The sequence below is a fragment of the Paenibacillus sp. IHB B 3415 genome, from assembly GCF_000802655.2.
In the GTDB taxonomy this organism is placed as follows: Bacteria; Bacillota; Bacilli; order Paenibacillales; family Paenibacillaceae; genus Paenibacillus_AQ; species Paenibacillus_AQ phytohabitans.
This window is the reverse complement of sequence record NZ_JUEI01000044.1, coordinates 1-23,904: the sequence shown is the minus strand read 5'-3', so window position 1 is coordinate 23,904 and position 23,904 is coordinate 1. Positions and strand designations below refer to the sequence as shown.

Here is a 23,904-nt window from a genome sequence, read left to right as displayed (position 1 = left end):
TGTATAGCACAAGGCATATGAATTCTTGCAAGTCAAAAAGCCGCTCCACCTGGAGCGGCTTTATCAAAGGAACAGCCCAATAAGACTGTATTCAAAAAAAGGTCCGACTCCACTTTCCTACGCTGGTATGATCCAGATCAGGTTCAAGGGTCCGGAAATTCACTTTTCCCGTCTCAGCCTATTCAGGCTCCCCTAGTGGGTATCTTATCTAATTAAATACATTCTACTGGTATAGGTTTTTTTTGTAAACCCGTAAATAACAAGAACCTTCTCCGGTTATTTATCGAGCGATTCGCTCCAGTCATGCACCATCGTGCCTTCCAGGAACTTCTCGGCATCCATGGCGGCCATACAGCCGGTTCCGGCTGCCGATATAGCTTGGCGGTAACGCGTATCCTGCACGTCGCCGCAAGCGAATACGCCGGGAATATTCGTCTCTGTGGTGCCCGGGTTAACCACTATATAGCCATTCGCATCGGTGTTAATCTGCCCGCCTAAGAAAGCGGTATTCGGTGTATGTCCGATAGCGACAAATACACCATCCGCTTCCACCAGCTCGGTAAGTCCCGTCTCATTGTTAAGGACGGTGATGCCCTTAACTCCGGTATCGCCGACGGTTACCTCAAGCGGCGTGCGGTTCAGTGCCCATGACACCTTGCTGTTGTCGCGTGCGCGGTCCTGCATGATCTTCGAAGCACGCAGCTCCGGACGGCGGTGAACCAGCGTTACGCTGGAAGCAAAGCGGGTCAGGAAGCTGGCTTCCTCCATCGCGGAATCGCCGCCGCCGACCACGACAATCTTTTTGTTACGGAAAAAGAATCCGTCACAGGTCGCACAGGTGCTGACCCCGCGTCCTACATTCTCCTGCTCACCCGGGATACCCAGGTATCTGGCGGAGGCGCCGGTCGAAATAATGACCGACTCCGCTTCCAGTACACCCATTCCGTCTACAGTCACCTTGAACGGACGCTGTGAGAAGTCAACCGACTCCACCCAGCCATTCTTGAATTCAGCGCCGAAGCGTTCGGCCTGCTTACGCATGTTGTCCATCAGATCAGGACCCAGAATCCCTTCAGGGAAGCCTGGAAAGTTCTCCACTTCTGTCGTCGTTGTCAGCTGTCCTCCCGGCTGCAAGCCTTCAATTACGAGCGGGCTCAGGTTCGCACGCGCCAGATAAATCGCGGCAGTCAGCCCGGCCGGGCCTGTTCCGATTACAATCGTTTTGTACATTACATTGCCTCCTTACAAGTAGGTTTGTATTTACAAGTGGAAACGGCTTTATCGTCCTTTTATTAGGACGGTACCGTTTCAGCGAGAAATATAAGGATAAGTTATCGTGAGAAACATATAGATCCTTATATTTGAAAAAAGGGTTCAAATATTGTTGGTGGACGGCGACAAGCCGTCCGTTCCCGGCAGCATGCCCTGGGTATCGCATTCACTGTCGATCCGCCGTGCATAACGGCTTACCATGGAGACCGAGACGCCGTAACGCTGTGCCGCCTCGCGGAAAGTGACCGGACTACCGTGCAGCCTGGCAGTCAGATACTCCAGTGCCGCACACCAGCCGCCGTCATTGCGGAATAACGGTACATCCGGATACAGGCTGCCGATGAACTGCTTCCAGATAAACTCTGCATCCTTCTTCTGCGCAGCATCATATCTCCGGTCCATCATGGCCACCGTATGATCGATAATCCGCTGCCAGTCTTCCTTCCATTCAGCCGGGCCCTTGGGGCTGGAAGCCGCTTGCACCGGCTCTTCCTCAGGAACTGCAGCTTCTTCCATATTCTCTCCAATCAGCCGCTGCAGGCTGAACAGCGCCGCCTCCTGCAGCCGGTCCTCCTGGAGCGGCTGATGCTCCAGAACTCCGCGCAGTACCTCGGACATCTCCTCATCCTCAATCCAGCGCAGGGCTTCGGTCACCTGCAGCTTCGTGGAGGAATCGCCGTAGCGCAGCGCCCAGAAGAACGAGGCGCGCAGCAGCGGATTGTTCCGCACTTCTTCGGTGAACTTGCCTGTATTCCCCTTCCACTGCTTAAGCTGCTCCTGGAAAGGCAATTGGTAGTTATAGCTGACAGCAGGCATGGATTTGTCTTCTCCCCGGGCTTGCTGGAGCTGAGACAGGAAGAATGCCGGCACGGCCGACTCAGGGTCCAGCTTCGCAGCCTGTCTCCAGCAGCGCAGCGCTTCAGTGTAGAGGCCGCTGTTGCTGGCCGCTGCTGCGCAGTAATGATACAGGCCGGCGTCTCCGGCGACCTCTTCATCCTTCAGCAGACGACGGAAATGGCTGTACGCTGCGGTATGTCTGCCCAGGATGCCCATCGTTGTGGCCATTTTGAATACATGCTCCTGATGAAAAGGCACAGTGGCTTCAAGCATGCCCAGCAGAGAATCCAGCTGCTCCTTGTCACCTGCATACTGCAGGAAGATCGCCATATTGCAGAGGGCATGAAGATTACCGGGGTCCTGCTTCAGCACCTCGTTCAGGCATTCCTTCGCTTTGGCAAACCGGCCCATATAGAAATAAGCAAGGGCCAGGTTATTGTGCGCAGCCAGAAAGTCCGGCGAGGTCGCAATGATCTCTTCCAGCAGCTCTACAGCCTGGGGAAACTTGCCCTCCTCCAGCAGACTGCGGGCCCGGTCATGCTCGACCACACCCTCACGGCTGCGGATCCGCACAAGCGGAGCAGGACGATTCAGCTCATATTGCAGCAGCTCCATCAGCTCTTCGGATTCGGCCATGAACTCGCCGCTGGCATCCTCCTCCAGATACGTGACCAGTGAACGCTCCGCCTCTTCAAAGCTTTCCATATTGGCGTAATTATTAGCCATATAGAAATGACATTCGGTCATTGCGGGATCAATCTTCTCCAGTACATGGGTCAGAATCTCATTAGATGCTGTGTAATTACCCATCTCAGATAATATACCCGCCATGTTGCAATGATTCACCGGATTATCCGGCTCATATTCAACAGCTTTGCGAAAATTCTTTAATGCCTTATCATATTGAAAGCGGTCAAGCGACCGTACGGCTCTTTCAAAGAAAAAATTGGCATCCAGAGTGACCGGAATCACATTACCGCTGTCCGTATCATTCTCTGAAGTTTTCTCAATCATGGAAGCAAGGCACCTCCCTTTGTAAGCTTCCCTAGCCTAACGAAAAATAGGAGAGCGGCATCAAATATATACCCATACTCCCTGTCTTAAGTGTTCTTTTCGTTTCCATTTATGGACTTGGCTGTCTTCTTCACACAGTATACCACATGTGGTAGTGAGATTCTCAACCTGGGAGGAGAGTTAAGGGGAGGTAAAAGCTTGAAAAGTTGCTGCTGCAGCATAACTGTAAAAAAGAAACGCAGGGACTATATCCCCGCGTCTCTAAATAGCTTGTCTATGGAACCGCCTTCGATGATAATACGTGTGGCCTCTGCCAGCATAGGTGCAACAGAGAGCACCGAGAATCTGCTGGAATGCTCATCCGGCAGCGCAATAGAATCCGTGACGACAATTTCGTCGATATTGGGATGATCCATCCGCTCCAGCGCATCTCCGGAGAACAGCCCGTGCGTGGCACAGACGATGCTGTTCCGGGCCCCGCGCTCCTTCAGCCCTTCTACCACATTGACGATCGTGGTCCCCGTATCAATAAGATCCTCAATAATAATCGGCGTTCTCCCCTCAACATCTCCGATGACATGGGTAATTACCGATTCGTTATGGGCCGGACGTTTCTTGATCATGATGGCAAACGGAGAGTCCAGCCGGCTGGCCAGCTTCTCAGCCATGGAGGCGCGGCCCGCGTCGGGTGATACGACTACCAGATCGGAGAGGCCTTTGATCTTCAAATAGCCGCTGATCAGATCAAGCGCAGTCAGATGATCCACCGGAATGTTGAAGAATCCCTGGATAGCCGCTGCATGCAGGTCAATAGTTATCACGCGGGTAGCTCCTGCAGTGGTCAGCACATCGGCAACCATTTTGGCCGAGATCGGCTCACGCGGCGCAGATTTGCGCTCCTGCCGGGCATACCCGTAATAAGGAACGATAATATTCACTGTTCTTGCCGATGCGCGTTTGGCAGCGTCGATCATGACCAGCAGTTCTACAAACAGCTCGTTAATCGGATGAGCCAGGGATTGCACCAAAAATACGTCGCAGTTCCGGATGCTCTCTTCATAATGCACATAAATCTCGCCGCTCTTGAAACGTGTCAGCTTAATCAGGCCCAGCGGTGCGCCAAGGCGCTCCGCAATATCAGCGGCCAGCTTCGGATTCGACGAACCGGAAAAAATACGTAATTGATGATGCATAGTACCCTCCTGGGATTATAATTTAAACTTCAAACGGGACGGATGTGCGGCGGCGTCCTTCGAACACAGCCAGTTCACGGAAGCCCGTGCGCCACAGCATTTCCCGCGCCTCCTGCAAGCCGTCTCCCAGCTTCAGAGGGTCATGGGCGTCTGAGCCCACGGTGAGCGGAATGCCCAGGGCATACGCCTGCTGAAGCACATGCTCAGCCGGGAACATCTCGGCACAGGGCTTAGTGAGTCCCGAAGCATTCAGCTCCATCGCGATTCCGCTGCCGGATATAACCTTGAGCGTCTCCAGCTCAAGTGCCCTGGCCTCGGCTCTTCCTTCCGGAGTCTGCGGCCCGTAACCGAACCTTTTGATGACATCCATATGTCCTATAATATCATATAATCCCGATAACGCCGACTTCTGCACTGCATCATAATATCGGCGATAGACACTCATCACGTCCTGGCCTTCCCAGCCATGGGTCTGCCGGTGGTCCGTAATATCCCATTCCCCGAGAAAATGCACCGACCCGATCAGATAGTCCCACGGATAGGGTGCTAAAAGCTCGCGGATCTGCTCTTCATATCCCTCGATATAATCTGCTTCAAGCCCCACCCGCAGCTCAATCGTTCCGCGGTAGCGCTCCTTCAGCGTAAGACATTCCTCTACATAACGCGGAAGCTCCGCAAGCGGCATAGCCATCTCGGGATAATAGTGCTCCGGATCTACATGGATAAGCGGCAGATGATCGGACAGTCCAAGCTGCTGCAGCCCGAGCGCTATGCCGCGCTGCACATACTCTTCAAGCTTCCCTACGGCATGGCCGCAGCGCTCATGGTGGGTATGATAATCAATACGCATGCTGAACCTTCCTCCTAGTCCCGGCGAGGCCGTTCATGGCGGGCACTCAGCTCTTCCAGAATCTCATTCAGCGGAAGCTTCCGTTCCTGCAGCAGAACCAGCAAGTGATAGATCAGATCGCTGACTTCAAGGCGAAGCTCGGCATTATCTTTGTTTTTGGCGGCGATAATGGTTTCGGAGGCTTCTTCGCCGACCTTCTTGAGAATCTTGTCGACGCCTTTGTCGAACAGATAAGTAGTATACGCCCCTTCCGGACGGTTCACTTCCCGCTCGGCAATTACGCGCTCCAGCTCACCCAGTACAGCAAAGCGGTCATGGCCTGCTGCTGCGGAGTTAACTGTACCTCCAGCTGCTTCAGCTGTTGCCGGTGAATTGAGGGGAATCTCGCGGAAGAAGCAGCTGTTCTCACCCGTATGGCAGGCTGGTCCTTGCGGCACTACTTTTACCAGTAAGGTGTCGCTGTCACAATCGTAATGGATGGAGGTGATGGCCTGGGTATTGCCGGAGGTTCTGCCCTTATGCCAGAGCTCACTACGCGAACGGCTCCAGAACCAGGTCTGGCCGCTCTCGAGTGACAGCCGTAGTGACTCCGGATTCATATAGGCGAACATTAATACTTCCAGGGTACGGGCATCCTGCACCACTGCCGGCAGCAGGCCGGCTTCATTCCAGCGGATGCCTGACAATGCCTCCTGCTGGATCTGCGCTATGTCTTTCTTGTCCTCGCTCATCGGATCTCTACCCCTCTTTGCTTCAGATCAGCCTTCAAATCATGGATGGCAATCTCTTTATAGTGAAAAATAGTTGCCGCAAGTCCGGCATCTGCCTTGCCTGCGGTAAATACATCATAGAAATGATCAATTCTTCCCGCACCGCCGGAAGCAATTACAGGAATGCTCAGCAGATCGCAGACTGCTGCCGTCAGCTTCAGATCGAAGCCGTCCTTCGTGCCGTCGGCGTCCATGCTCGTAAGCAGGATTTCGCCCGCTCCCAGCCGCTCAGCTTCCTTGGCCCAGGTAAGCGCCCGGATACCGGTAGGCGTACGTCCACCGTGAGTGTACACTTCCCACTCGCCCCAAGCCTCATTATATTTGGCATCCATCGCCACCACAATGCACTGGGAGCCGAAGTGACGGGCGCCTTCAAGAATCAGCTGCGGATTATTGACAGCTGCCGTATTAATGCCGATCTTGTCTGCACCGGCTCGCAGAATCCGCTTCATGTCCTCAGGTGTCGAAATCCCGCCGCCCACCGTGAATGGAATTGCGATCTCCCCGGCAGTCTGCCGCACGACCTCGACCATAGTCGCCCGGCCTTCCACCGATGCGGAGATATCCAGAAATACCAGCTCATCTGCACCTTCGCTATCATATAAAGCCGCCAGCTCCACCGGATCTCCGGCATCGCGCAGATTTACGAAATTAACGCCTTTTACCACCCGCCCGTCCTTCACATCCAGACAGGGGATAATCCGTTTGGCTAACATCCAAGATCCCTCCTTCACAGGCTAACAAAAGTAATTACTAAGCCCGGAACCCCTACGCCTTACCCAGCGCCTGCAGGGCTTCAGCCAGATCAATATTGCCGGTGTAGAGCGCCTTGCCGACAATCGCTCCACCGATCCCGCTGCCGCTATGTACGCTCAGACGCAGCAGATCGTCCAGGCTGGTAACACCGCCGGAGGCGATTACGGTTTTGCCGCTCGCTCCGGCCATGGAAAGAATACCCTCCACGTTCGGTCCCTGCATCATCCCGTCACGGGAGATATCTGTGTAGATGAAGGTCTCTGCACCCTTGGCTGCCAGCTCCTTGGCCAGATCCTCGGCGCGCACCTCGGAGGTATTCAGCCACCCATGCGTAGCCACATAGCCGTTACGGGCGTCAATACCGATCGCTACCTTATCGCCATACTTCGCGAGAACCGCCTCTGTAAAAGCATAATCATTGATCGCCGCCGTTCCAATAATGACCCGGCTGATGCCAAGACCCAGCAGCTTCTCCACATCCTTAAGCGTGCGGAGACCGCCGCCGACCTGAACCGGAACATTGGCATTCTTGGCAATGGCCCCGATGATAGCATCATTAACGGGATGCCCGGCCTTGGCGCCGTCCAGATCGACCAGATGGATAAACTGTCCGCCCTGCTCTTCCCAAGACTTGGCCACCTGAACCGGACTGTCGTTATAAATGGTTTCCTGGCTGTAATCCCCCTGCTGCAACCGGACACATTTGCCGTCCCGGATATCAATTGCCGGATATACGATAAAAGAAGACATGTAGCGCTCCCCGCTTTCATTACAATTTGCAATATAGTTATTCAGGCTTCACGCCTGCTCTCTTCGAAGCCGCAGGAAATTCCCCAGCAGCTTGATGCCAAGCTCACCGCTTTTCTCCGGGTGAAACTGCATGCCGTACACATTGTTCCGCCCGACTACAGCCGTTACCGGATGTCCATAATCCGTGACCGCCAGCAGGTCGCTGTCGCTACCTGCAAGCACATGATAGGAATGGACGAAGTAGACATGCCCTTCTTCAAGGCCGGTCAGAAGCGGACTCGCCGGCTGGAGGAAGCCCAGCTTGTTCCAGCCCATATGCGGCACCTTGTAGCCGTCACGGGGTGCGAAGCGTACCACCGAGCCCGGCAGAAGATCCAGCCCCTTATGCTCGCCATGCTCCTCGCTGCTGCTGAACAGCAGCTGCATACCGAGGCATATGCCCAGCAGCGGCTGTCCCGCTTCAGCTGCAGCCTTAACTACAACATCCATTCCGCTCGCCCGCAGATGCTCCATCGCATCGCCGAATGCACCGACACCCGGCAGGATCACGCTGTCTGCCGCCAGAATCTCACCGGCATCTGCCGTCACCAGACTCGTATACCCCAGGCGTTCCACCGCCTTGCTGACACTGTGCAGGTTGCCCATGCCGTAATCGACGATTGCAACGGTCATGCTACAGCACTCCCTTCGTCGAAGGCACACCCTTCACCCGGGGGTCCACTTGTGTCGCTTCATCCAGCGCCCGTCCCAGTGCCTTGAAGACCGCTTCAATCATGTGATGGGTGTTGGAGCCATAATGTACAATGACATGCAGCGTAATTCTCGCTTCCAGCGCAAATTTCCAGAGGAATTCGTGAACCAGCTCCGTAGAGAAGCTGCCTACCTGTTGTGAGGGATACGTTGCCCGGTATTCAAAATGCGGCCGGTTGCTGATATCAATCACTACCTGAGCCAGTGCCTCATCCATGGGGACGAAGACACTCGCGTAACGCTTGATGCCTTTTTTGTCGCCAAGCGCTTCCCGCAGCGCCTGTCCCAGACAGATACCGATATCCTCAACCGTGTGGTGGTCATCGATATCGATGTCGCCCCGCGCCTGTACGCTCAGATCAAACTGTCCATGCTTGGTGAATAGATCCAGCATATGATTCAGAAAAGGCACATCGGTCTCCAGCTCGGAAACTCCGCTGCCGTCCACAGCAAAGGTCAACGCGATGTCCGTTTCGTTGGTTGTACGGCTAAGTCCGGCCTTGCGCAGCGCCACTTCATTATTATTGTTCTCCATTTCCGTCTCCACCTTTCGCTTCGTTCTCCAGCCGGATTTCTATTGCGCGGGCATGGCCTTCCAGCCCCTCGCGCCGGGCGAGCTCCATAATCGCCGCCCCGTCCCGCAGCAGTGCTTCCTTGCTGTAATAGATCAGGCTGGATTTCTTAATGAAATCATCCACGTCCACAGGCGAGGAGAACCTTGCTGTGCCGTTGGTCGGTATAATATGGTTCGGTCCGGCGAAGTAATCGCCGACCGGCTCCGAGCTGTACGGACCCAGGAAGATTGCCCCGGCGTTCTCAATCGCGCCGGTCAGTGCCATCGGGTCCGCCACTACAATCTCCAGATGCTCCGGCGCCAGCCGGTTCACAATGGAGATGCCCTCTTCGAGCGATTCCACAACGATAATCGCCCCGTAGTTCTCTACCGAGGCCCGCGCGATAGCTTCGCGCGGCAACGTCTGCAGCTGCCGTTCTACTTCGGCAGCAACGGCCTCCGCGAGACGCTGCGACGGCGTCACAAGGATCGCCGAGGCCATCTCGTCGTGCTCGGCCTGCGAGAGCAGGTCGGCCGCGACGTAGGCGGCCTCGGCGGTATCGTCGGCGAGCACGACGATCTCGCTCGGTCCGGCGATGCTGTCGATATCGACAGCGCCGTAGACCTCGCGTTTGGCCAGGGCCACGTAGATGTTCCCTGGCCCGCAGATCTTATCGACCGGCACGATCGATTCCGTGCCGAAGGCCAGGGCGGCGATCGCCTGCGCGCCGCCTACGCGGTATATCTCGTTTACGCCCGCTTCAGCGGCGGCAACGAGAATATAGGGATCGATGCCTTCGAAGCCGCCCGTCGAAGGCGGTGTAACCATCACGATCTCCGGCACGCCGGCGATCTGTGCCGGAATAACGTTCATCAGCACCGAGGACGGATACGCTGCCTTGCCGCCGGGAACATAGACGCCCACCCGCTTCAGCGGGCGGATGATCTGTCCGAGGATCGTGCCGTCCGGCTGCAGATCCATCCAGGAATTGCGCTTCTGCCGCGCATGGAACGCGCGGATATTGACGGCTGCCGCCCGGATTGCCGTTACGAAGGACTCCTCTACCCGGCCATAGGCGGCCTCTAGCTCCTCCTGCGTAACCCGCAGCTGCGCAGGCGTCAGCACCGCGCCGTCGAAGCGCTCCGTATACCGGAGCAATGCCGCATCACCTTCCTGTTTGATACCGGCCACGATTTCACGTACCGCCTTGTTCTGCTCCGGCTTGCCGTATTCCACTTCACGCTGCAGCTTAAACTCCTTACTGGACTGGACCTTCACCGCTGCTTCCCCCCTGAACTTTCTATTTACTAGCTAGGCTCAGCCGTAACTACGGACAATGTTTGGACTTCCGCTCCTACAGTTCCAAACTTCCCCTTCGTCACTTCTATCCTTTTTTCATCTTTTAAAGTTCAATCTGTATAGCTTATTTAATCTGCAGCTCCGGGCCTGCAATCACGGCCTGCAGGCGGTCACACAGCTGCTGGATTTCCTCATTCTTCATCCGGTAGCTTACCCGGTTGGCCACCAGGCGGCTGGTAATTTCGAAGATACTGGTCATTTCCACCAGCCCGTTATCCTTCAGGGTTTGGCCGGTCTCCACCATATCCACGATCCGGTCAGCCAGGCCGATCAGCGGCGCCAGCTCGATTGAGCCGTTCAGCTTCACAACCTCGACCTGCTGGCCCTGCTCGCGGAAGTACCGTGAGGCCACATTCGGATATTTGGTCGCTACCCGCTGCTGAATGCCCGGCTGCCAGTTCGGAAGTCCGATAATCGACATCCGGCAGCGGGCAATCCCCAGATCAAGCAGCTCGTACACATCACGGTTTTCTTCCAGCAGTACATCTTTGCCTACGATACCGATATCCGCTACACCATACTCTACATATGTAGGCACATCTACCGGCTTGGCGAGAATAAACTCCATTCCGGCTTCCGGCAGTGAAATCACCAGCTTGCGTGATTCTTCCCCGTCCGGAGGAATCGGCAGTCCCGCCTTGCGGAACAGCTCTGCCGCTTTGTTGTAAATCCGGCCTTTCGGCATGGCTACCTTAAGAATCTGTGCCATTCATACCCGCCTCCGTTTCTATTTCCGCTACATACTTGCAGGGATTACTTGTGTTCACATGTTCCTTCATTTCACGTATTGTCACCTACTGCTTCATTCCACATTTATGAGATCAGCCAATCAACCTGCTCCGCTCAGCCATGCTCGCTGATAAAAGACACAAACGTATAAATCTCTCCGTAACGTTCGCCCTCTGCCTCTACGGTATCCGTATCCAGGCGCTTCACGACCTTCAGCTCTTCCGGGCCTGCCGCCAGCCGGGTTACCACAGCGTGGCCCTCATTCCGCAGCCGGGCCGCCTCAGCAAGACCTTCCTGACGCCGCAGGGCATCGTACTGGACCAGTACCGGCAGTTCCTCCTCTTCGGTTACTCCGGATACACCGTCCAGAATACGGTTGGTCTTCAGCGAGAAGCCTGTCGACGGAATCGGGCGTCCAAACTGCTGAAGCAGATTGTCGTACCGGCCGCCGCTGCATACCGGGAAGCCCAGCTCCGAAGCATAACCTTCAAACGTCATGCCCGTATAATAGGAGAAATCACCGATCATCGTCAGATCAATCAGCACATGCTGAGAGACGCCGTATGCGACAAGTACTTCCCATACCTTGCATAAATGCTCAATGGAAGCGCGTGCCAGCGGATGGCTGCTGAGCTCCAGCGCCTGTCCGCAGATTTCCTTGCCTCCCCGCAGCCGCAGCAGTCCTTCCAGTTCCTTCTTCTGGGCTTCAGGCAGTTCCAGGCGGCGCAGCGTCTCCCGGAAAGCGACATAATCACGGCCCAGCAGATGACTCTTCAGCTCTTCCTGAGCCTGCGGGAGGCCGGATACCGCTTCCTGGAACAGACCGTCGAGGAAGCCTACATGCCCTATCGCAATTTTAAAAGATTTCACCCCCGCGGCCTCCAGCGAGGCAATTGCCAGTGCAACGACCTCAGCATCCGCCTCTGGTGAATCATCTCCGACAAGCTCCACTCCGGTCTGGAAGAATTCTGCTTCCCGGCCGGCCTCCTCTTCGATAGCACGGAAGACATTGGCATGATAGGACAGACGCAGCGGCAGCGGTTCGTCCTTCAATAATGAGGAGACTACGCGGGCAACGGGCGCTGTCATTTCCGAACGCAGCACGAGTGCCTGACCGCGGTTATTCAGTAATTTATACAACTTCTGGTCTGACGTGGAACTGGCCACACCGACCGTATCGTAATATTCAAGCGTGGGAGTAATCATCTGGCGGTAGCCCCAGCGGCTCATGCAGTGCAGCACATCGTTCTCAATCTTGCGCAGCTTCGTTACCGCACGCGGGAGATAATCCCGTACGCCGGCAGGCTTTTCGAATCCCTTTGGTTTGGACATCTTCACTTTTCACCTCATCAGATATCATAAGAAGTATCTTCAAGCACTTTAATATGGTAAAGTGGTAGTAAACTAAAGCAGTGGTAATATCGTATCACGGACTATCCTTTTGCGTCAACAATCGACTTCTATATCCGCCGGTTTCGGAAGCTTAGGTTATATGTTAATAAGCAGCGCCTACCAACCCTCTCTTTGCCACCGTGATTACCTGCGAATATAATAAGCTGTAGAACGTGAACTTCAGAATGTTTCATGCGAAATATATAATATAATTGTACTTTATTTCCTGCATTAAGTATTCCCGGTATCTATTTCAGAGCAGAAAGAAGGACTGACGGCTTGAGTACATCCTATATGATCGGCGTTGATATTGGAACTACCAGCACCAAGGCTGTCCTCTTCGAGGAGAACGGAACAATCGTCACACAGAGCAACCAAGGCTATCCGCTGCATCAGCCTTCCCCTTCTGTCGCAGAACAGGACCCTGATCAGATTCTGCAGGCTGTATTGCACACTATCTCGTCAGTCATGCTGGACAGCCACGTCCCTCCTGGACAGGTTCTGCTTGTCTCCTTCAGCTCGGCCATGCACAGCGTTATTGCTGTTGATTCTTCCGGCAAACCGCTTACCGCCTGCATCACCTGGGCCGATAACCGGAGCAGTGCAGCTGCCCGGCGGCTGAAGAATGAACTGAACGGGCATGAGCTGTATATGCGGACAGGAACACCTGTCCATCCGATGTCTCCGATTACCAAGCTGATGTGGCTCGGTGAGGAGCATCCGGAGCTGTTCAGCCAGACCCATAAATTCATCTCCATTAAAGAATATATCTTCTTCAAGCTGTTCGGCAAATATGTAATTGATCACTCCATTGCCTCTTCTACAGGTATGTTCAATCTGGAGAAGCTTGACTGGGACGCTGAGGCGCTCCGTATCGCCGGGATTACTCCAGAACGTCTATCAAGACCGGTGCCCACCACGCAGATCCTGCAGGGGCTGCTTCCGGGGCTTCCGGAAGAGCTTGGACTCCTGGCTTCCACACCGTTTGTTGTAGGCGCCAGTGACGGTGTCCTGTCCAACCTGGGGGTTGGCGCCATAGAGCCGGGGGTTATTGCCGCTACTATAGGAACCAGCGGAGCCATCCGCACCGTGGTCGACCGGCCGCTGACCGACCCGAAAGGGCGGACCTTCTGCTATGCACTAACGGACAAGCACTGGGTTATTGGCGGCCCCGTGAATAATGGCGGCATGCTGTTCCGCTGGGTGCGTGATGAGTTCGCCGCCTCTGAGGTAGAGACCGCGAAGCGCCTCGGTATTGATCCTTATGAGGTCCTGACCCGGATCGCCGAGCAGGTACCGCCAGGCAGCAATGGCCTGCTCTTCCATCCGTATCTGACCGGTGAGCGTGCCCCGCTGTGGAACCCCGATGCGCGCGGCTCCTTCTTCGGACTGAGCATGAATCACCGCAAAGAGCATATGATCCGCTCTGTGCTGGAGGGTGTCATCTTCAATATGTATACCGTCCTGCTCGCTATGGAGGAAATTATCGGCCAGCCGGGCAGAATCCTGGCTACCGGCGGCTTCGCGCGCTCCGCTCTATGGCGGCAGATGATGGCGGACATATTCGATCAGGAGGTGGTAGTCCCCGAGAGCTTCGAGAGCTCCTGTCTTGGCGCCGTTGTCCTCGGGCTGTACGCCATCGGCCGGATCGATTCCTTCGATTCCGTATTCGGCATGATTGGCTCGACCCACCGCCATGAACCCGTCCAGGCACATGCCAAAGTCTATAAGCAGCTGCTGCCCATCTATATCTCCGTATACCGCAGCCTCGAAGGCCAATATCAGGCGATTGCCGATTTCCAGCGCGAACAGGCCGGAGAGTAGTCTGCAATCCCGCCAATATATGAATAAAAGCGCCGGCGCTTTTATCATTCCTGATTTGAAATCTCATTTATTCCAGCATCTCAGCATTGAGGCGCACGGTCACACTGTTGCTTTAGGCGCCCGCTTAACCTTCTGCGGCCCAGAACCAAACAGTACCCATGCCGGCTTCACATAACGGAAGACGAGGGCAACGACCAGCCAGGAGCCAGCGAAGGCTACCAGCCAGCCCCCGGCAATGGCAGCCGTGTAGGCAAGTGATCCGCCGTGCAGCGGCAGCTTTCTATAGAAGAAGAGCAGCGCCGGATGCAGCAGATATATCCCGAAGGAGCAGGCGCCGGCAGAGATCAGCAATCTTGCCAGCAGGCTGCGCCCCGCTCCGTACAGCAGGAAGGACAGCTGGAACAGCACAAGACAAGAGAGCAGCGCATGAAGATTGGAGAAGCCTTCATACCATAGACTGTTGATGACCGTCTTCTTCGTATAATTGTTGAACCACAGCTCCACATGAACGATTCCTGCAGCGGCCCATAAGAACCACAGCACAATCCAGCTTGCACCCTTACCGGAGCGCCACCCTTCACGGGTAGGAATCAGCCACTTTTTCAAAGAGCTGTAATATACCGCAATCGCTGCACCGAGCAGGAAATAAGAGAAGTACGTAATTGCAAGACTGCCCTTGGACAGCTGCCAGTATCCGTGATTAGCCATATATTTGTTCAGCAGCACGAATCCCCACTGTAAGGCAAGTCCGATGAGCGGTGCCCACGCCGCCAGACGGCGGACCTTCTGCAGACACCAGAGCATGAGCGGGAACAGTACATAGAACTGGATAATGATAATAATATAGTACAGATGGGTATACGCCGTACCAGTCCACAGATATTTGCCGAATTTGGCCGCCTGCTCATTAAGAGGCATGCCCCATGTATGCCCGGCAGTCATTTTCAATATAAAGTACAGCACCGAAAAAACGAGATAAGGCACAATGATATAAATCAGCCTTCGGCTATAGAATTTCGCGAGTGTCTTCCCGCCAAGCGGACGGTCAATATAATTGTAGAACAGCACGAACCCGCTTAGGAATACAAACGAAGGTACAGCGAACTGGCTGAACTTGTTTATGAACAGAAACGGATGAAACAAAGAGGTATCAAGTGTTTCCGCCAGTGTCCGCGAAGTGGCGTGAATCGCTATGACCGCAATAATCGCTATCGCCCGGAATACATCAAGCTGCGGTATTCTTTCCTTTTGAGCCATTATCTTTCCTCCTGCCTAGACCCTCATCCCTGATGCCTGAACTGGGGTCTGTTGAACTCTCATGATTTACTGATATCTTTACCTTCAAGCACTCTATTTCTGCTCCCGCGCACAGGTTTGTCCTTCACCGGAGGGGCAAGTGAACGTGGTACGCTCCCGAAAGCGACCCAGGACAGGAGGATGCGGCGGAACGCAAACTGCACAAGCATCCAGCTTCCTGCCAGCGCCGCAGCCAATCCTCCGTAAATATAGATTACATAGGTTAATGAATCTGTAGGGATTCCCGTTCCGAATCTTCTATACACTGCAAGCAGCAGAGGATGGATCAGATACACCGCAAATGAAATCTCACCCAGCCGGGTCAAAATAGCAACGATCACCTTCGGTGCCCTGCGGTAGATAAGAAAGGTGGCATACAGCAGCACCAGCGCTGACAGCATCGTATGTACATTCCAGAGCAGCTCGTACCAGAGCGAGTCCGTCCATATCCCGAAGTGGCGGGCTCTATACCATAACTGTACATGCGTGAAGGCTGCTCCGAGCCACAATGTAACAAGCAGCAGGATAAGCACTTTATGCCTGGCAGCCAGTTCACGCCAAGGCTTCAGCAGCCACAGCTTGATCGCTTCGAAATTAATGGCGATATAGGCGCCCAGCATATAGTATGCCAGATACGAGATCGACAAGCTTCCTTTTTCCACAATATGCAGCTGATACTTGTTCCAGATAATGAATACCCACTGCAGCGCAAGTCCAATCGGAAAAGCCCAGCGCACCCACAGCCGTGAGCTCTGCAGCAGCTTAAGCAGCAACGGAAACAGCAGGTAGAACTGGATACTGATGAATACGAAATACAAATGCGCATACGCCGAACCCGTAAATAAGGCACCCAGGAAGCCGGAGATGCTCTCTGCCAGAGGCTGTGTCAGCATACCATTCACGTACAGGGTCAATCCGTAATAGCCGATGGATACCAGCATATAGGGAAGCAGAATGTACTTCAGCCTGCGGCGGTAAAAGCTTCCGATCAGGCTCCGCGTCACGGGCCGCCCGTAATAATTATAGAACAGCACAAAGCTACTTAGAAAAATAAACGACGGTGTACCGAATTTAAAGAAGATGTTGATCCAGTTTAGCCAATAATAATAGGGTGACTGGAGTGCCAATTCTCCGGCCGCAAAAGATGATGAATGGACATGCAATACGCCCAATATCGCCAGAGCACGGTAAATATCCAGCTGGGGCAGACGTTCCTGTTTTGCTGCATTCACTTTAAGATTCCTCTTCTCTGCTATGATGGCTGTTCATAGACGCCAAGCGGAAGTGATACCTATCAGGAAGTCTGCCCCTGCTGATTATTTCATTCTGATATGTGCTGCGCGTCCGTATGCGGAAGGATCCGCTCCTGCACTTACAAGTATATCGCCAATATATACTCGCCGAACACTTAAAGGTTGCTTAAGGTTGCTTAATTGCCTCAGGCTGCGAAGTTTACACAAGAAACCCTGCAGCTTCTGCGCAGATACACGCAATATGAAACTGCAGGGTAAGAGGTTACCTGGTGATTATTCTTCTACAGCCTTCTCCGCTGATCCCGGCGGACGCAGCTCACGCAGCGGATTGCCCCCGACGAACGAGCCCGCAGCTACATCCTTGTGCACGACAGAACCCGCAGCGACAACCGCCCAATCTCCAATTGTAACGCCGGGCAATATCGTTGTGTTGGCTCCAATCAGGACGTTCTCCCCGATAATGACTTCACCCAGCCTGTACTCTTTGATGAGGTATTCATGGGCAAGAATGGTCGTATTATAGCCGATGACCGAGTTCTCACCGACCGAAATTTTCTCCGGAAAAAACACATCCACCATCGCCATTAGCCCAAACGCAGTATGCTTGCCCACCTTCATGCCGAGTACCCTGCGGTAAATCCAGTTCTTGAGCGGCAAGACCGGACAGTAGCGGGCAATCTGGATAAAAATGAAATTACGTACGCCCTTCCACGGGCTCACCGTACGGTAAATATACCAGAGCGAATTATGGCCCTCCACCGGATAGCGGGTTAACTTTCTCACGGCTGCTTCGTCTCCTGCTCCACTATAGTATATAAGTCCTTCATGTCGTGGATGATGTAATCGGGGCCGTACTTACGCAGCGTGTCCTCACCTTTAAGAGACCAGGCAACCGCAGCTACACGCACACCCGCTGCCTTGGCAGATTGAATATCGACCGCACTGTCACCCACCATCAGGGTTCTGGCCGGATCAACACCCAGATTAGCAACCGCGGTTAGGACAGGCTCCGGATGCGGCTTCGCCTGACTGACATCATTGACCGTCACAATCGTCTCCATATACTTCAGCAGATCGAACATTTCCAGCGCTTTGAGTGTAGTTGGACGAATCTTCGTTGTCACAATCCCGAGCTTTATTCCCCGGCTTAACAGCCCTTCCATAGTCTCATTCACATGAGGAAAAGAACGGATTAGCTCATCATGATGCGCATAATTATATGAACGGTAAGAAAGCTCCAGCACGCTTGTGTCCTGCAGACCGGAGAACGTGCTCATCTGCTGCTGGAGCGTAGTTCCCATATGGGGAATAATTTCTTCCCGGGTTAGAGCCGGGAGGTTATTCTCCTTCAGCGCATGCATGAACGAGCTGATGATCAGCTCATTAGTATTCACAATCGTTCCGTCCAAGTCAAATAACACGCATTCTATCATTAGTTCTACTACTCCTTTGTTTCCTTATCTTCAGATGAGTCCTTCACCGGCTGGATAGGCTGAGGAGCCTTCTGCGGTGTATTCACTGCACTCTCGGGAACTACAGCATCTGCCGCTGCCGGTTTAGTGCTGACAATCGGATCAGAATAATGATCCTTCGGCTGACCGCTGACACGCCGTACAATGATCAATACAACTGCAACGAGAATGATTAGTAGTGCCAGCAGCTGTGAGATACGGACATTCCCGTATGCCGGATCGAAATACCCCTGCTCAAATCCCAGCCATTTCATCGGACTCCATAGACCGTTAATGAACGATGCCAAACCGCTGCTGCCGTTAAATCCTAGGCTGTCCGTACGTAAAGCTTCAATAAAGAAGCGGCCGATCGAATACCAGATGAAATAAGACATGAAGATTTCGCCGGCACGGACAAACTTCTGGCGGCGCAGCACCATGAGGAGCAGAATGCCCAGCAGGCTCCAGAGCGATTCATACAGGAAGGTCGGATGGTGAAACGCATCCCCTATGTACATTTGATTCACAATAAAGTCCGGCAGATGCAGCTTGTCACGCAGGAAAGATTCCTCTACAACGCCGCCGTAGGCTTCCTGATTGATGAAATTACCCCAACGGCCAATCATCTGACCGGCAAGCAGTCCAGGCGCACAAATGTCCACAATACGCCAGAACGGATATCCCTTGTAACGGAAATATATAATTCCGCAGATGATCGCCCCGATCAGCGCGCCATAAATAGCAATACCGCCATTCCAGACTTTGAATATATCCAGCAAGTTGTCCTTATAATCTTCCCACTTGAACGCTACAAAATAAATCCGCGCGCCAATGATCGCCGAAGGAACTCCGAGCAGCAGCATGTCCATGAAGAACTCCTGCGGAATGTTGTAGCGTTTGCCTTCTTGAATAGCAAGGAATAATCCGGCTAATGCACCAAGACCCAGTATCAAACCATACCAGTGAACAGGCAGCGAACCGATGGAGAAGACAATCGGATTAATCGCTAATGAAAAAAACATGCTCTCACACTCCTAGTCCAGATCATCCATGTCTTCAGAGATGGTGGCTGTAAGTTTATTCGTAAATTGTAGAGCCGCGTTAAAGCCCATTTGTTTCAACCGGTAGTTCATCGCCGCAACCTCGATAATTACCGCAAGGTTACGTCCCGGACGTACGGGGATCGTTACAAGCGGCACATCGGTGTCAATGATCCGTGTAGTCTCCTCGTCCAGTCCGAGCCGGTCATATTGTTTATCCTGCTGCCAGGCCTCAAGTCTAACGACCAGTGTGATCCGCTTATGATTACGGATGGCCCCGGCACCGAAGAGAGTCATTACATTAATAATCCCTACCCCGCGGATTTCGAGCAAGTGACGAATGAGCTCCGGAGCTGTACCATGCAGCTGGTTATCCGAGGTCTGACGGATCTCTACTGCATCATCGGCGATCAGGCGGTGCCCGCGTTTAACCAGTTCGAGCGCCGTTTCACTTTTACCGATACCGCTGCTGCCTGTAATCAGCATACCTACACCATATACATCACAGAGAACACCATGGATTGTTGCCGTAGGTGCCAGTCTGCCTTCCAGGAAGCTTGTCAGTCTGCTCGAGAAAATAGTGGTCGCCATCGAGCTGCGCAGCACAGGCAGTCCCTTTTCATTACTGATCTCAATAAGCTCCGGCGGAACATCCAGCGCACGGGTAATTACAATACAAGGGGTATTATCGTTGCAAATCCCGCGAATCCGGCTTTTGCGTTCTTCCTCAGGAAGCATTGAGAAAAAGGCCAGCTCTGTTTTGCCCAGCAGCTGAACACGTTCTTCCGGATAATATTCGAAATAACCGGCCATTTCCAGTCCCGGACGATTCAAATCATCCACTGTAATCGGTCTTTTCAGACCCTCTTGTCCGGAAACAACCTCTAATTGAAAATGCTGTACCAGTTCCGATACCTTTACCTTCTTAGCCATGTATGTCCGTCCTTTCGTCACCTGCGGTTGTGCCCGCTTCCTGCACCCGGGTTCACAACTTTTCCCATTCCAGCTACAGGTAATTCTCCTGCTATCTTAATTGATAACGCCTATGAATGCAATCTTATTACCTCTGGTATTGCTAAGCCTGTCCTGACGGAATACCCTGCTTTCCGTGTCTTTGGACCAATACGTTTTATCTCCGGCTCCACATGCCCAATACAAGAAAAAGCCGCCTGTGAGGGCGGCTTTCTTCTATTATAACCTGTATCCCGCTGTGCTTTGTCTTATCCCAGCAGAATGTTCAGTTCGGACTCTTTATCGAAAAGGTGAATTTTGTTCATGTCGATTGCCAATTTAGGCTTGCTGCCTTCACGGGTAGTGGAACGTCCATCTACACGGGCAATTACAGTGTTAGCGCCAAGGCCGCTCAAGTAGAGGAGCATTTCATGACCAAGGTTTTCAGTAACATCAACGAGCGAAGTGAAGATTGTATTAGGGGAAGCTTCCAGGAATACTGGCTCTTCATGAATATCTTCTGGACGAACACCCATGATTACATCTTTGCCGATATAACCTTTGTTGCGCAGGATTGTAGCTTTGCCGCCTGGAACTTCAACATCAAGGTTATCTGCGCGAAAGCGGACAGCGCCGCCAACATCGGAGAGTGTACCATTGATAAAGTTCATTGTTGGGGATCCGATGAATCCTGCAACGAACAGGTTTGTAGGCTCATTGTACAATTCTTCAGGGGAAGCTGCTTGTTGAATGATACCATCGTACATAACTACGATACGGTCACCCATTGTCATAGCTTCTGTCTGGTCATGCGTTACATAGATACAAGTGGTTTCAAGGCGTTTAACCAGCTTAGTGATTTCAGCACGCATTTGACCACGAAGTTTAGCATCCAAGTTGGAAAGAGGCTCATCCATCAGGAAGACTTGTGGATCACGGACAATAGCGCGGCCCAGAGCGACACGTTGGCGTTGACCACCGGACAGTGCCTTAGGTTTGCGTTCCAGCAAATGCTCGATATCGAGAATTCTTGCTGCTTCGCGCACTTTCTTGTCGATTTCTTCTTTCTTCACTTTACGCAGTTTCAGACCGAAAGCCATGTTCTGATACACGCTCATATGCGGATACAAGGCGTAGGATTGGAATACCATCGCGATATCGCGGTCTTTAGGAGCCACGTCATTCACTACACGGTCACCAATGTACATTTTACCTTCAGAGATTTCTTCAAGACCTGCGATCATACGCAGTGTTGTGGATTTACCGCAACCGGAAGGACCAACCAGTACGAGAAATTCCTTATCTTTAATATCAAGATTGATATCGATTACTGTTGCTTTATCAGAACCCGGGTATTTTTTGAAAATATGCTCTAAACGTACGCCTGCCATTGTATTTCCCCCTCGAGTCAATTATTGGATTAGAAAATCAAACGCTTTCTTGTACACTTATCTTACCCCAGACCAGGCCTCCTGGCTATTTGTAAGGTTCACAAAAATCCTATTTTCTTTTCGTCACTTTATACAATAACATGGCTAACTTCACAATCGCAGCATCCCCGAAACTGCGGACATCGGCTCCCGTTTCCTGTTTGATCTTGTCGAGTCTGTACAGGAGCGTATTCCGGTGGATATACAGCTTCTTCGCGGTTTCGCTGACATTGCAATCCATTTCAAAAAAAGTCTCCAGCGTCAGCAGCATTTCCTTATCCGCCAGCACAGCCGTATAATCACCGATCTGACCCAGCAGCTGTCTGCGGCGGTCATCGGGGATACTGTTCACCAGACGCTCCATATGAAGCTCCCAAGGCAGATGGATATAATCGCCTACCTGGAAGATCCGGCCCAGAATAATCGTCTCGCGCAGCAGAGCCACGGAGCCTGTCAGGCCTTTAACCGGAATGATGGCCGGGGAAACCGCCAGATGGAAGACGCCAACCCATTCACTGGCGATCAGTTCATGCAGTCCCATAGAGGTCTGAGACAGCAGATCCTCAGCACTTTCTTCCTCATCTTCCTTATCATCTCCGCCGGTGAGCAGTTCCTTACGGGCTAAAATTAACCATTCCTTATCCAACAGGGGAATTAACAGGACTTCGTTCTCGAAATAACTGCGCAGCAGCTTCATTAACGAACGGTATGTCATCTGCGGATTATGGACATTCTCACTAACCAGCAAAAAAGGAATCATATCCCCGAACAGCCGGCCTTTTAGCGTAATATCATCCGGAATCTCTGCATCATCCTTTTCTTGCTCAAGCTGCGAGTTCAACCAGCCGCTAAGCTGACGGGCCTCCATCTCTCCTTCTTCCTTAAGCCCGGTAGCCTTGAGGGCTACCGCAAAATTACGGCCCGCATAATTGACCAGCTGCAGTTCCAGAGGCGACAGCCCTTCTGTCTCCACCCACACCGCGGTTATACGCCCGTCATTCTCATATAGGGGAATCCACAAATATCCCTCATGAAAGACCGCCTGCTCTTGATCCTTCTCCGTGCCCATGCCAAAAAGAGAAGCTGAATGCTGCCTCCCGAGCTGCTTGATTCCGGTTCTCTTTCCGGTGAGTTGCTCCAATTTTTGACGCAAAACCTCACTATCCATCGTCACCATTCTCCACCACTTTTGCTCTTTTCGCCTATTTTATCATATTTAGCTGCAAATTGCGGAATAGCTCTCCTGAACCCTGAGTGACATTTGATCAGCAGTGTATCAAAAGTCTATTTTGCTGCATAATGCTTCTTGGCTGGAGGCAGAATTACCGGATTCATCTTTTTCAAAGTCTTATGCATCCAGATCCCGGCAATGGCTCCTTCACCCATAGCGGCCGTCGCCTGCTCCGCATGCACTGCAACATCTCCTGCCACCCATACATGCTCGATATTAGTCATTAATGAACGTTTATTCGCCTCCACATGCTTGTTCTTATGAAGCGTTACTCCCAGCTGTGCAGCTAACTCAGAATGTACCGGATTCCGGCCAAAAGCAATAAACCCGCGCTCTGCCGGCAGAACCTCACCGTTCTCCAAGGCTACCGCCTTAATTCTTCCGTTCTCTTCCTCAATGCGGGCAACCGGTTCTTCGATATACTGTATATCCTCATCCCGCAGCCGGTTACGATTTTCCGCCGAGACAGGTGTACGTTCATGATTAATGTAGGTCAAATCACCTGTGCGTTCCCTTAAAACAAAAGCCATATTAGCGCCTACATCACCAGAGCCTATCAATACGGTCTGCCGGTTCTGAATTTCAAAACCATCACAGTCCGGGCAAACATAGATCGTCATCCCAAGGGCAGGCCGTAAGCCCGGCACCTCAGGAAACCGGTCCATTACTCCAGTAGCAAGCAACAGAGTCCGGCCTACATATTGCTGCCTCCCGGTTCCGTGAAGTATGAATAATTCATCCGGCTTCTCGGCCTTAACTATTCTATCCTTCTGAAACGCTACACCTGCCCTTTCCGCCTGAAGCCTCCCCCTGGCCCGCAGTTCCTCACCCGGCACACCGTCAGGCCAGCCCAATATATTATGATAATTCCGGCATATGCTTGATCTTCCGCCTCCTGCATCAATTACAAGCACCTGATGGACCGAGTAACGTCCCAATTGAATAGCCGCCTGAAGCCCCGCAAAACCGCCGCCCACTATAATCGCATCATAGATCAATTGTCATTCCCTCATTTCTACAGCATTATAGACTTATAATTAAACGAGGGGAGCTATTTTAAACGAATTCCGGGTAATTTATATGCTTTTTAATGTTCAGGCCTCCAGAAAACATAAAAAAAGCCATCACATGAAAGTGATGACTTGATTGGGATGAGCCATGAAGGACTCGAACCTTCGACACCCTGATTAAAAGTCAGGTGC

At 52.7% G+C, this 23,904-nt stretch carries 22 protein-coding genes and 1 riboswitch; of the genes, 1 reads left to right on the top strand and 21 read right to left on the bottom strand.

All coding sequences use genetic code 11. The features are described from left to right. Positions 1-97: 97 nt before the first annotated feature. A riboswitch (TPP riboswitch) is annotated at positions 98-204 on the bottom strand. 72 nt (positions 205-276) lie between these two features. The 12 genes from trxB to QW71_RS19615 form a co-directional block, all read right to left on the bottom strand. Continuing rightward, positions 277-1,230: a thioredoxin-disulfide reductase gene (trxB, locus tag QW71_RS19670; protein ID WP_039302384.1), complete on the bottom strand. Its 954-nt coding sequence runs from the start codon at positions 1,228-1,230 to the stop codon at positions 277-279. Between the two features lie 144 nt (positions 1,231-1,374). Then, complete coding sequence (locus QW71_RS19665; protein WP_039302381.1) at positions 1,375-3,123, bottom strand: lipopolysaccharide assembly protein LapB; 1,749 nt, start codon at positions 3,121-3,123, stop codon at positions 1,375-1,377. Positions 3,124-3,368: 245 nt separating this feature from the next. Then, positions 3,369-4,316, bottom strand: a complete 948-nt coding sequence (locus QW71_RS19660; protein ID WP_039302378.1) for a ribose-phosphate pyrophosphokinase — start codon at positions 4,314-4,316, stop codon at positions 3,369-3,371. Between the two features lie 22 nt (positions 4,317-4,338). Further along, a complete protein-coding gene (hisJ, locus tag QW71_RS19655) occupies positions 4,339-5,166 on the bottom strand; it encodes a histidinol-phosphatase HisJ (RefSeq protein WP_039302376.1) in 828 nt (275 codons plus the stop codon). 14 nt (positions 5,167-5,180) lie between these two features. After that, positions 5,181-5,897: a bifunctional phosphoribosyl-AMP cyclohydrolase/phosphoribosyl-ATP diphosphatase HisIE gene (gene hisIE / locus QW71_RS19650; protein ID WP_039302373.1), complete on the bottom strand. Its 717-nt coding sequence runs from the start codon at positions 5,895-5,897 to the stop codon at positions 5,181-5,183. After that, positions 5,894-6,652, bottom strand: a complete 759-nt coding sequence (hisF, locus tag QW71_RS19645) for an imidazole glycerol phosphate synthase subunit HisF (protein WP_039302370.1) — start codon at positions 6,650-6,652, stop codon at positions 5,894-5,896. The genes hisIE and hisF overlap by 4 nt, the downstream gene beginning before the upstream one ends. A 52-nt stretch (positions 6,653-6,704) precedes the next feature. After that, positions 6,705-7,442 (bottom strand): 1-(5-phosphoribosyl)-5-[(5-phosphoribosylamino)methylideneamino]imidazole-4-carboxamide isomerase, encoded by a 738-nt coding sequence (gene hisA / locus QW71_RS19640; RefSeq protein WP_039302367.1) that lies wholly within the window; start codon positions 7,440-7,442, stop codon positions 6,705-6,707. 48 nt (positions 7,443-7,490) lie between these two features. After that, positions 7,491-8,114 carry an imidazole glycerol phosphate synthase subunit HisH gene (gene hisH / locus QW71_RS19635; RefSeq protein ID WP_039302364.1) on the bottom strand — a complete coding sequence of 208 codons (624 nt, stop codon included), beginning with the start codon at positions 8,112-8,114 and terminating at the stop codon, positions 7,491-7,493. Between the two features lies 1 nt (position 8,115). Further along, a complete protein-coding gene (gene hisB / locus QW71_RS19630; protein ID WP_039302361.1) occupies positions 8,116-8,727 on the bottom strand; it encodes an imidazoleglycerol-phosphate dehydratase HisB in 612 nt (203 codons plus the stop codon). Continuing rightward, positions 8,714-10,024: a histidinol dehydrogenase gene (gene hisD / locus QW71_RS19625; RefSeq protein ID WP_039302358.1), complete on the bottom strand. Its 1,311-nt coding sequence runs from the start codon at positions 10,022-10,024 to the stop codon at positions 8,714-8,716. Before hisD ends, hisB begins: the two co-directional genes overlap by 14 nt. Before the next feature lie 145 nt (positions 10,025-10,169). After that, positions 10,170-10,814, bottom strand: a complete 645-nt coding sequence (gene hisG / locus QW71_RS19620; RefSeq protein ID WP_039302355.1) for an ATP phosphoribosyltransferase — start codon at positions 10,812-10,814, stop codon at positions 10,170-10,172. Positions 10,815-10,948: 134 nt separating this feature from the next. Further along, a complete protein-coding gene (locus QW71_RS19615) occupies positions 10,949-12,166 on the bottom strand; it encodes an ATP phosphoribosyltransferase regulatory subunit (protein WP_039302352.1) in 1,218 nt (405 codons plus the stop codon). Between the two features lie 354 nt (positions 12,167-12,520). Here QW71_RS19615 and gntK point away from each other — a divergent pair, with 354 nt between their 5' ends. Beyond that, complete coding sequence (gene gntK / locus QW71_RS19610; RefSeq protein WP_039302449.1) at positions 12,521-14,050, top strand: gluconokinase; 1,530 nt, start codon at positions 12,521-12,523, stop codon at positions 14,048-14,050. A gap of 99 nt (positions 14,051-14,149) precedes the next feature. On the opposite strand, the gene QW71_RS19605 is transcribed toward gntK, so the two are convergent. The 9 genes from QW71_RS19605 to QW71_RS19565 form a co-directional block, all read right to left on the bottom strand. Continuing rightward, positions 14,150-15,307 (bottom strand): acyltransferase, encoded by a 1,158-nt coding sequence (locus tag QW71_RS19605; RefSeq protein ID WP_039302350.1) that lies wholly within the window; start codon positions 15,305-15,307, stop codon positions 14,150-14,152. 59 nt (positions 15,308-15,366) lie between these two features. Next, positions 15,367-16,578, bottom strand: coding sequence for an acyltransferase (locus tag QW71_RS19600; RefSeq protein WP_047013868.1), 1,212 nt, complete (start codon positions 16,576-16,578; stop codon positions 15,367-15,369). 294 nt (positions 16,579-16,872) lie between these two features. Next, positions 16,873-17,382: a DapH/DapD/GlmU-related protein gene (locus QW71_RS19595; RefSeq protein WP_039302348.1), complete on the bottom strand. Its 510-nt coding sequence runs from the start codon at positions 17,380-17,382 to the stop codon at positions 16,873-16,875. Next, complete coding sequence (gene ppaX / locus QW71_RS19590) at positions 17,379-18,032, bottom strand: pyrophosphatase PpaX (protein WP_039302345.1); 654 nt, start codon at positions 18,030-18,032, stop codon at positions 17,379-17,381. The genes QW71_RS19595 and ppaX overlap by 4 nt, the downstream gene beginning before the upstream one ends. Positions 18,033-18,040: 8 nt before the next feature. After that, positions 18,041-19,072, bottom strand: a complete 1,032-nt coding sequence (gene lgt / locus QW71_RS19585) for a prolipoprotein diacylglyceryl transferase (protein WP_039302342.1) — start codon at positions 19,070-19,072, stop codon at positions 18,041-18,043. 12 nt (positions 19,073-19,084) lie between these two features. Further along, positions 19,085-20,023 carry an HPr(Ser) kinase/phosphatase gene (hprK, locus tag QW71_RS19580; RefSeq protein ID WP_039302339.1) on the bottom strand — a complete coding sequence of 313 codons (939 nt, stop codon included), beginning with the start codon at positions 20,021-20,023 and terminating at the stop codon, positions 19,085-19,087. A gap of 287 nt (positions 20,024-20,310) precedes the next feature. Then, the gene (locus tag QW71_RS19575; protein ID WP_039302337.1) at positions 20,311-21,432 is read right to left on the bottom strand and encodes an ABC transporter ATP-binding protein; all 1,122 of its coding nucleotides are present in this window, start codon (positions 21,430-21,432) and stop codon (positions 20,311-20,313) included. A 109-nt stretch (positions 21,433-21,541) separates the two neighbouring features. Then, the gene (locus QW71_RS19570; RefSeq protein WP_052421605.1) at positions 21,542-22,639 is read right to left on the bottom strand and encodes a CdaR family transcriptional regulator; all 1,098 of its coding nucleotides are present in this window, start codon (positions 22,637-22,639) and stop codon (positions 21,542-21,544) included. Positions 22,640-22,755: 116 nt separating this feature from the next. Continuing rightward, entirely contained in the window at positions 22,756-23,700 is a 945-nt protein-coding gene (locus tag QW71_RS19565; RefSeq protein WP_047013867.1) for an NAD(P)/FAD-dependent oxidoreductase, read from the bottom strand. Positions 23,701-23,904 lie beyond the last annotated feature (204 nt).

Coding starts and splice junctions, on each gene's coding strand:
- trxB (WP_039302384.1), bottom strand. CDS start 1,230: ATGTACAAAACGATTGTAATCGGAACAGGCCCGGCCGGGCTGACTGCC.
- gntK (WP_039302449.1), top strand. CDS start 12,521: ATGATCGGCGTTGATATTGGAACTACCAGCACCAAGGCTGTCCTCTTC.
- QW71_RS19660 (WP_039302378.1), bottom strand. CDS start 4,316: ATGCATCATCAATTACGTATTTTTTCCGGTTCGTCGAATCCGAAGCTG.
- hisB (WP_039302361.1), bottom strand. CDS start 8,727: ATGGAGAACAATAATAATGAAGTGGCGCTGCGCAAGGCCGGACTTAGC.
- hisF (WP_039302370.1), bottom strand. CDS start 6,652: ATGTTAGCCAAACGGATTATCCCCTGTCTGGATGTGAAGGACGGGCGG.
- ppaX (WP_039302345.1), bottom strand. CDS start 18,032: ATGATAGAATGCGTGTTATTTGACTTGGACGGAACGATTGTGAATACT.
- hisIE (WP_039302373.1), bottom strand. CDS start 5,897: ATGAGCGAGGACAAGAAAGACATAGCGCAGATCCAGCAGGAGGCATTG.
- hisJ (WP_039302376.1), bottom strand. CDS start 5,166: ATGCGTATTGATTATCATACCCACCATGAGCGCTGCGGCCATGCCGTA.
- hisA (WP_039302367.1), bottom strand. CDS start 7,442: ATGTCTTCTTTTATCGTATATCCGGCAATTGATATCCGGGACGGCAAA.
- QW71_RS19665 (WP_039302381.1), bottom strand. CDS start 3,123: ATGATTGAGAAAACTTCAGAGAATGATACGGACAGCGGTAATGTGATT.
- QW71_RS19575 (WP_039302337.1), bottom strand. CDS start 21,432: ATGGCAGGCGTACGTTTAGAGCATATTTTCAAAAAATACCCGGGTTCT.
- QW71_RS19570 (WP_052421605.1), bottom strand. CDS start 22,639: ATGGATAGTGAGGTTTTGCGTCAAAAATTGGAGCAACTCACCGGAAAG.
- lgt (WP_039302342.1), bottom strand. CDS start 19,072: ATGTTTTTTTCATTAGCGATTAATCCGATTGTCTTCTCCATCGGTTCG.
- QW71_RS19615 (WP_039302352.1), bottom strand. CDS start 12,166: ATGTCCAAACCAAAGGGATTCGAAAAGCCTGCCGGCGTACGGGATTAT.
- hisG (WP_039302355.1), bottom strand. CDS start 10,814: ATGGCACAGATTCTTAAGGTAGCCATGCCGAAAGGCCGGATTTACAAC.
- hisH (WP_039302364.1), bottom strand. CDS start 8,114: ATGACCGTTGCAATCGTCGATTACGGCATGGGCAACCTGCACAGTGTC.
- hprK (WP_039302339.1), bottom strand. CDS start 20,023: ATGGCTAAGAAGGTAAAGGTATCGGAACTGGTACAGCATTTTCAATTA.
- QW71_RS19605 (WP_039302350.1), bottom strand. CDS start 15,307: ATGGCTCAAAAGGAAAGAATACCGCAGCTTGATGTATTCCGGGCGATA.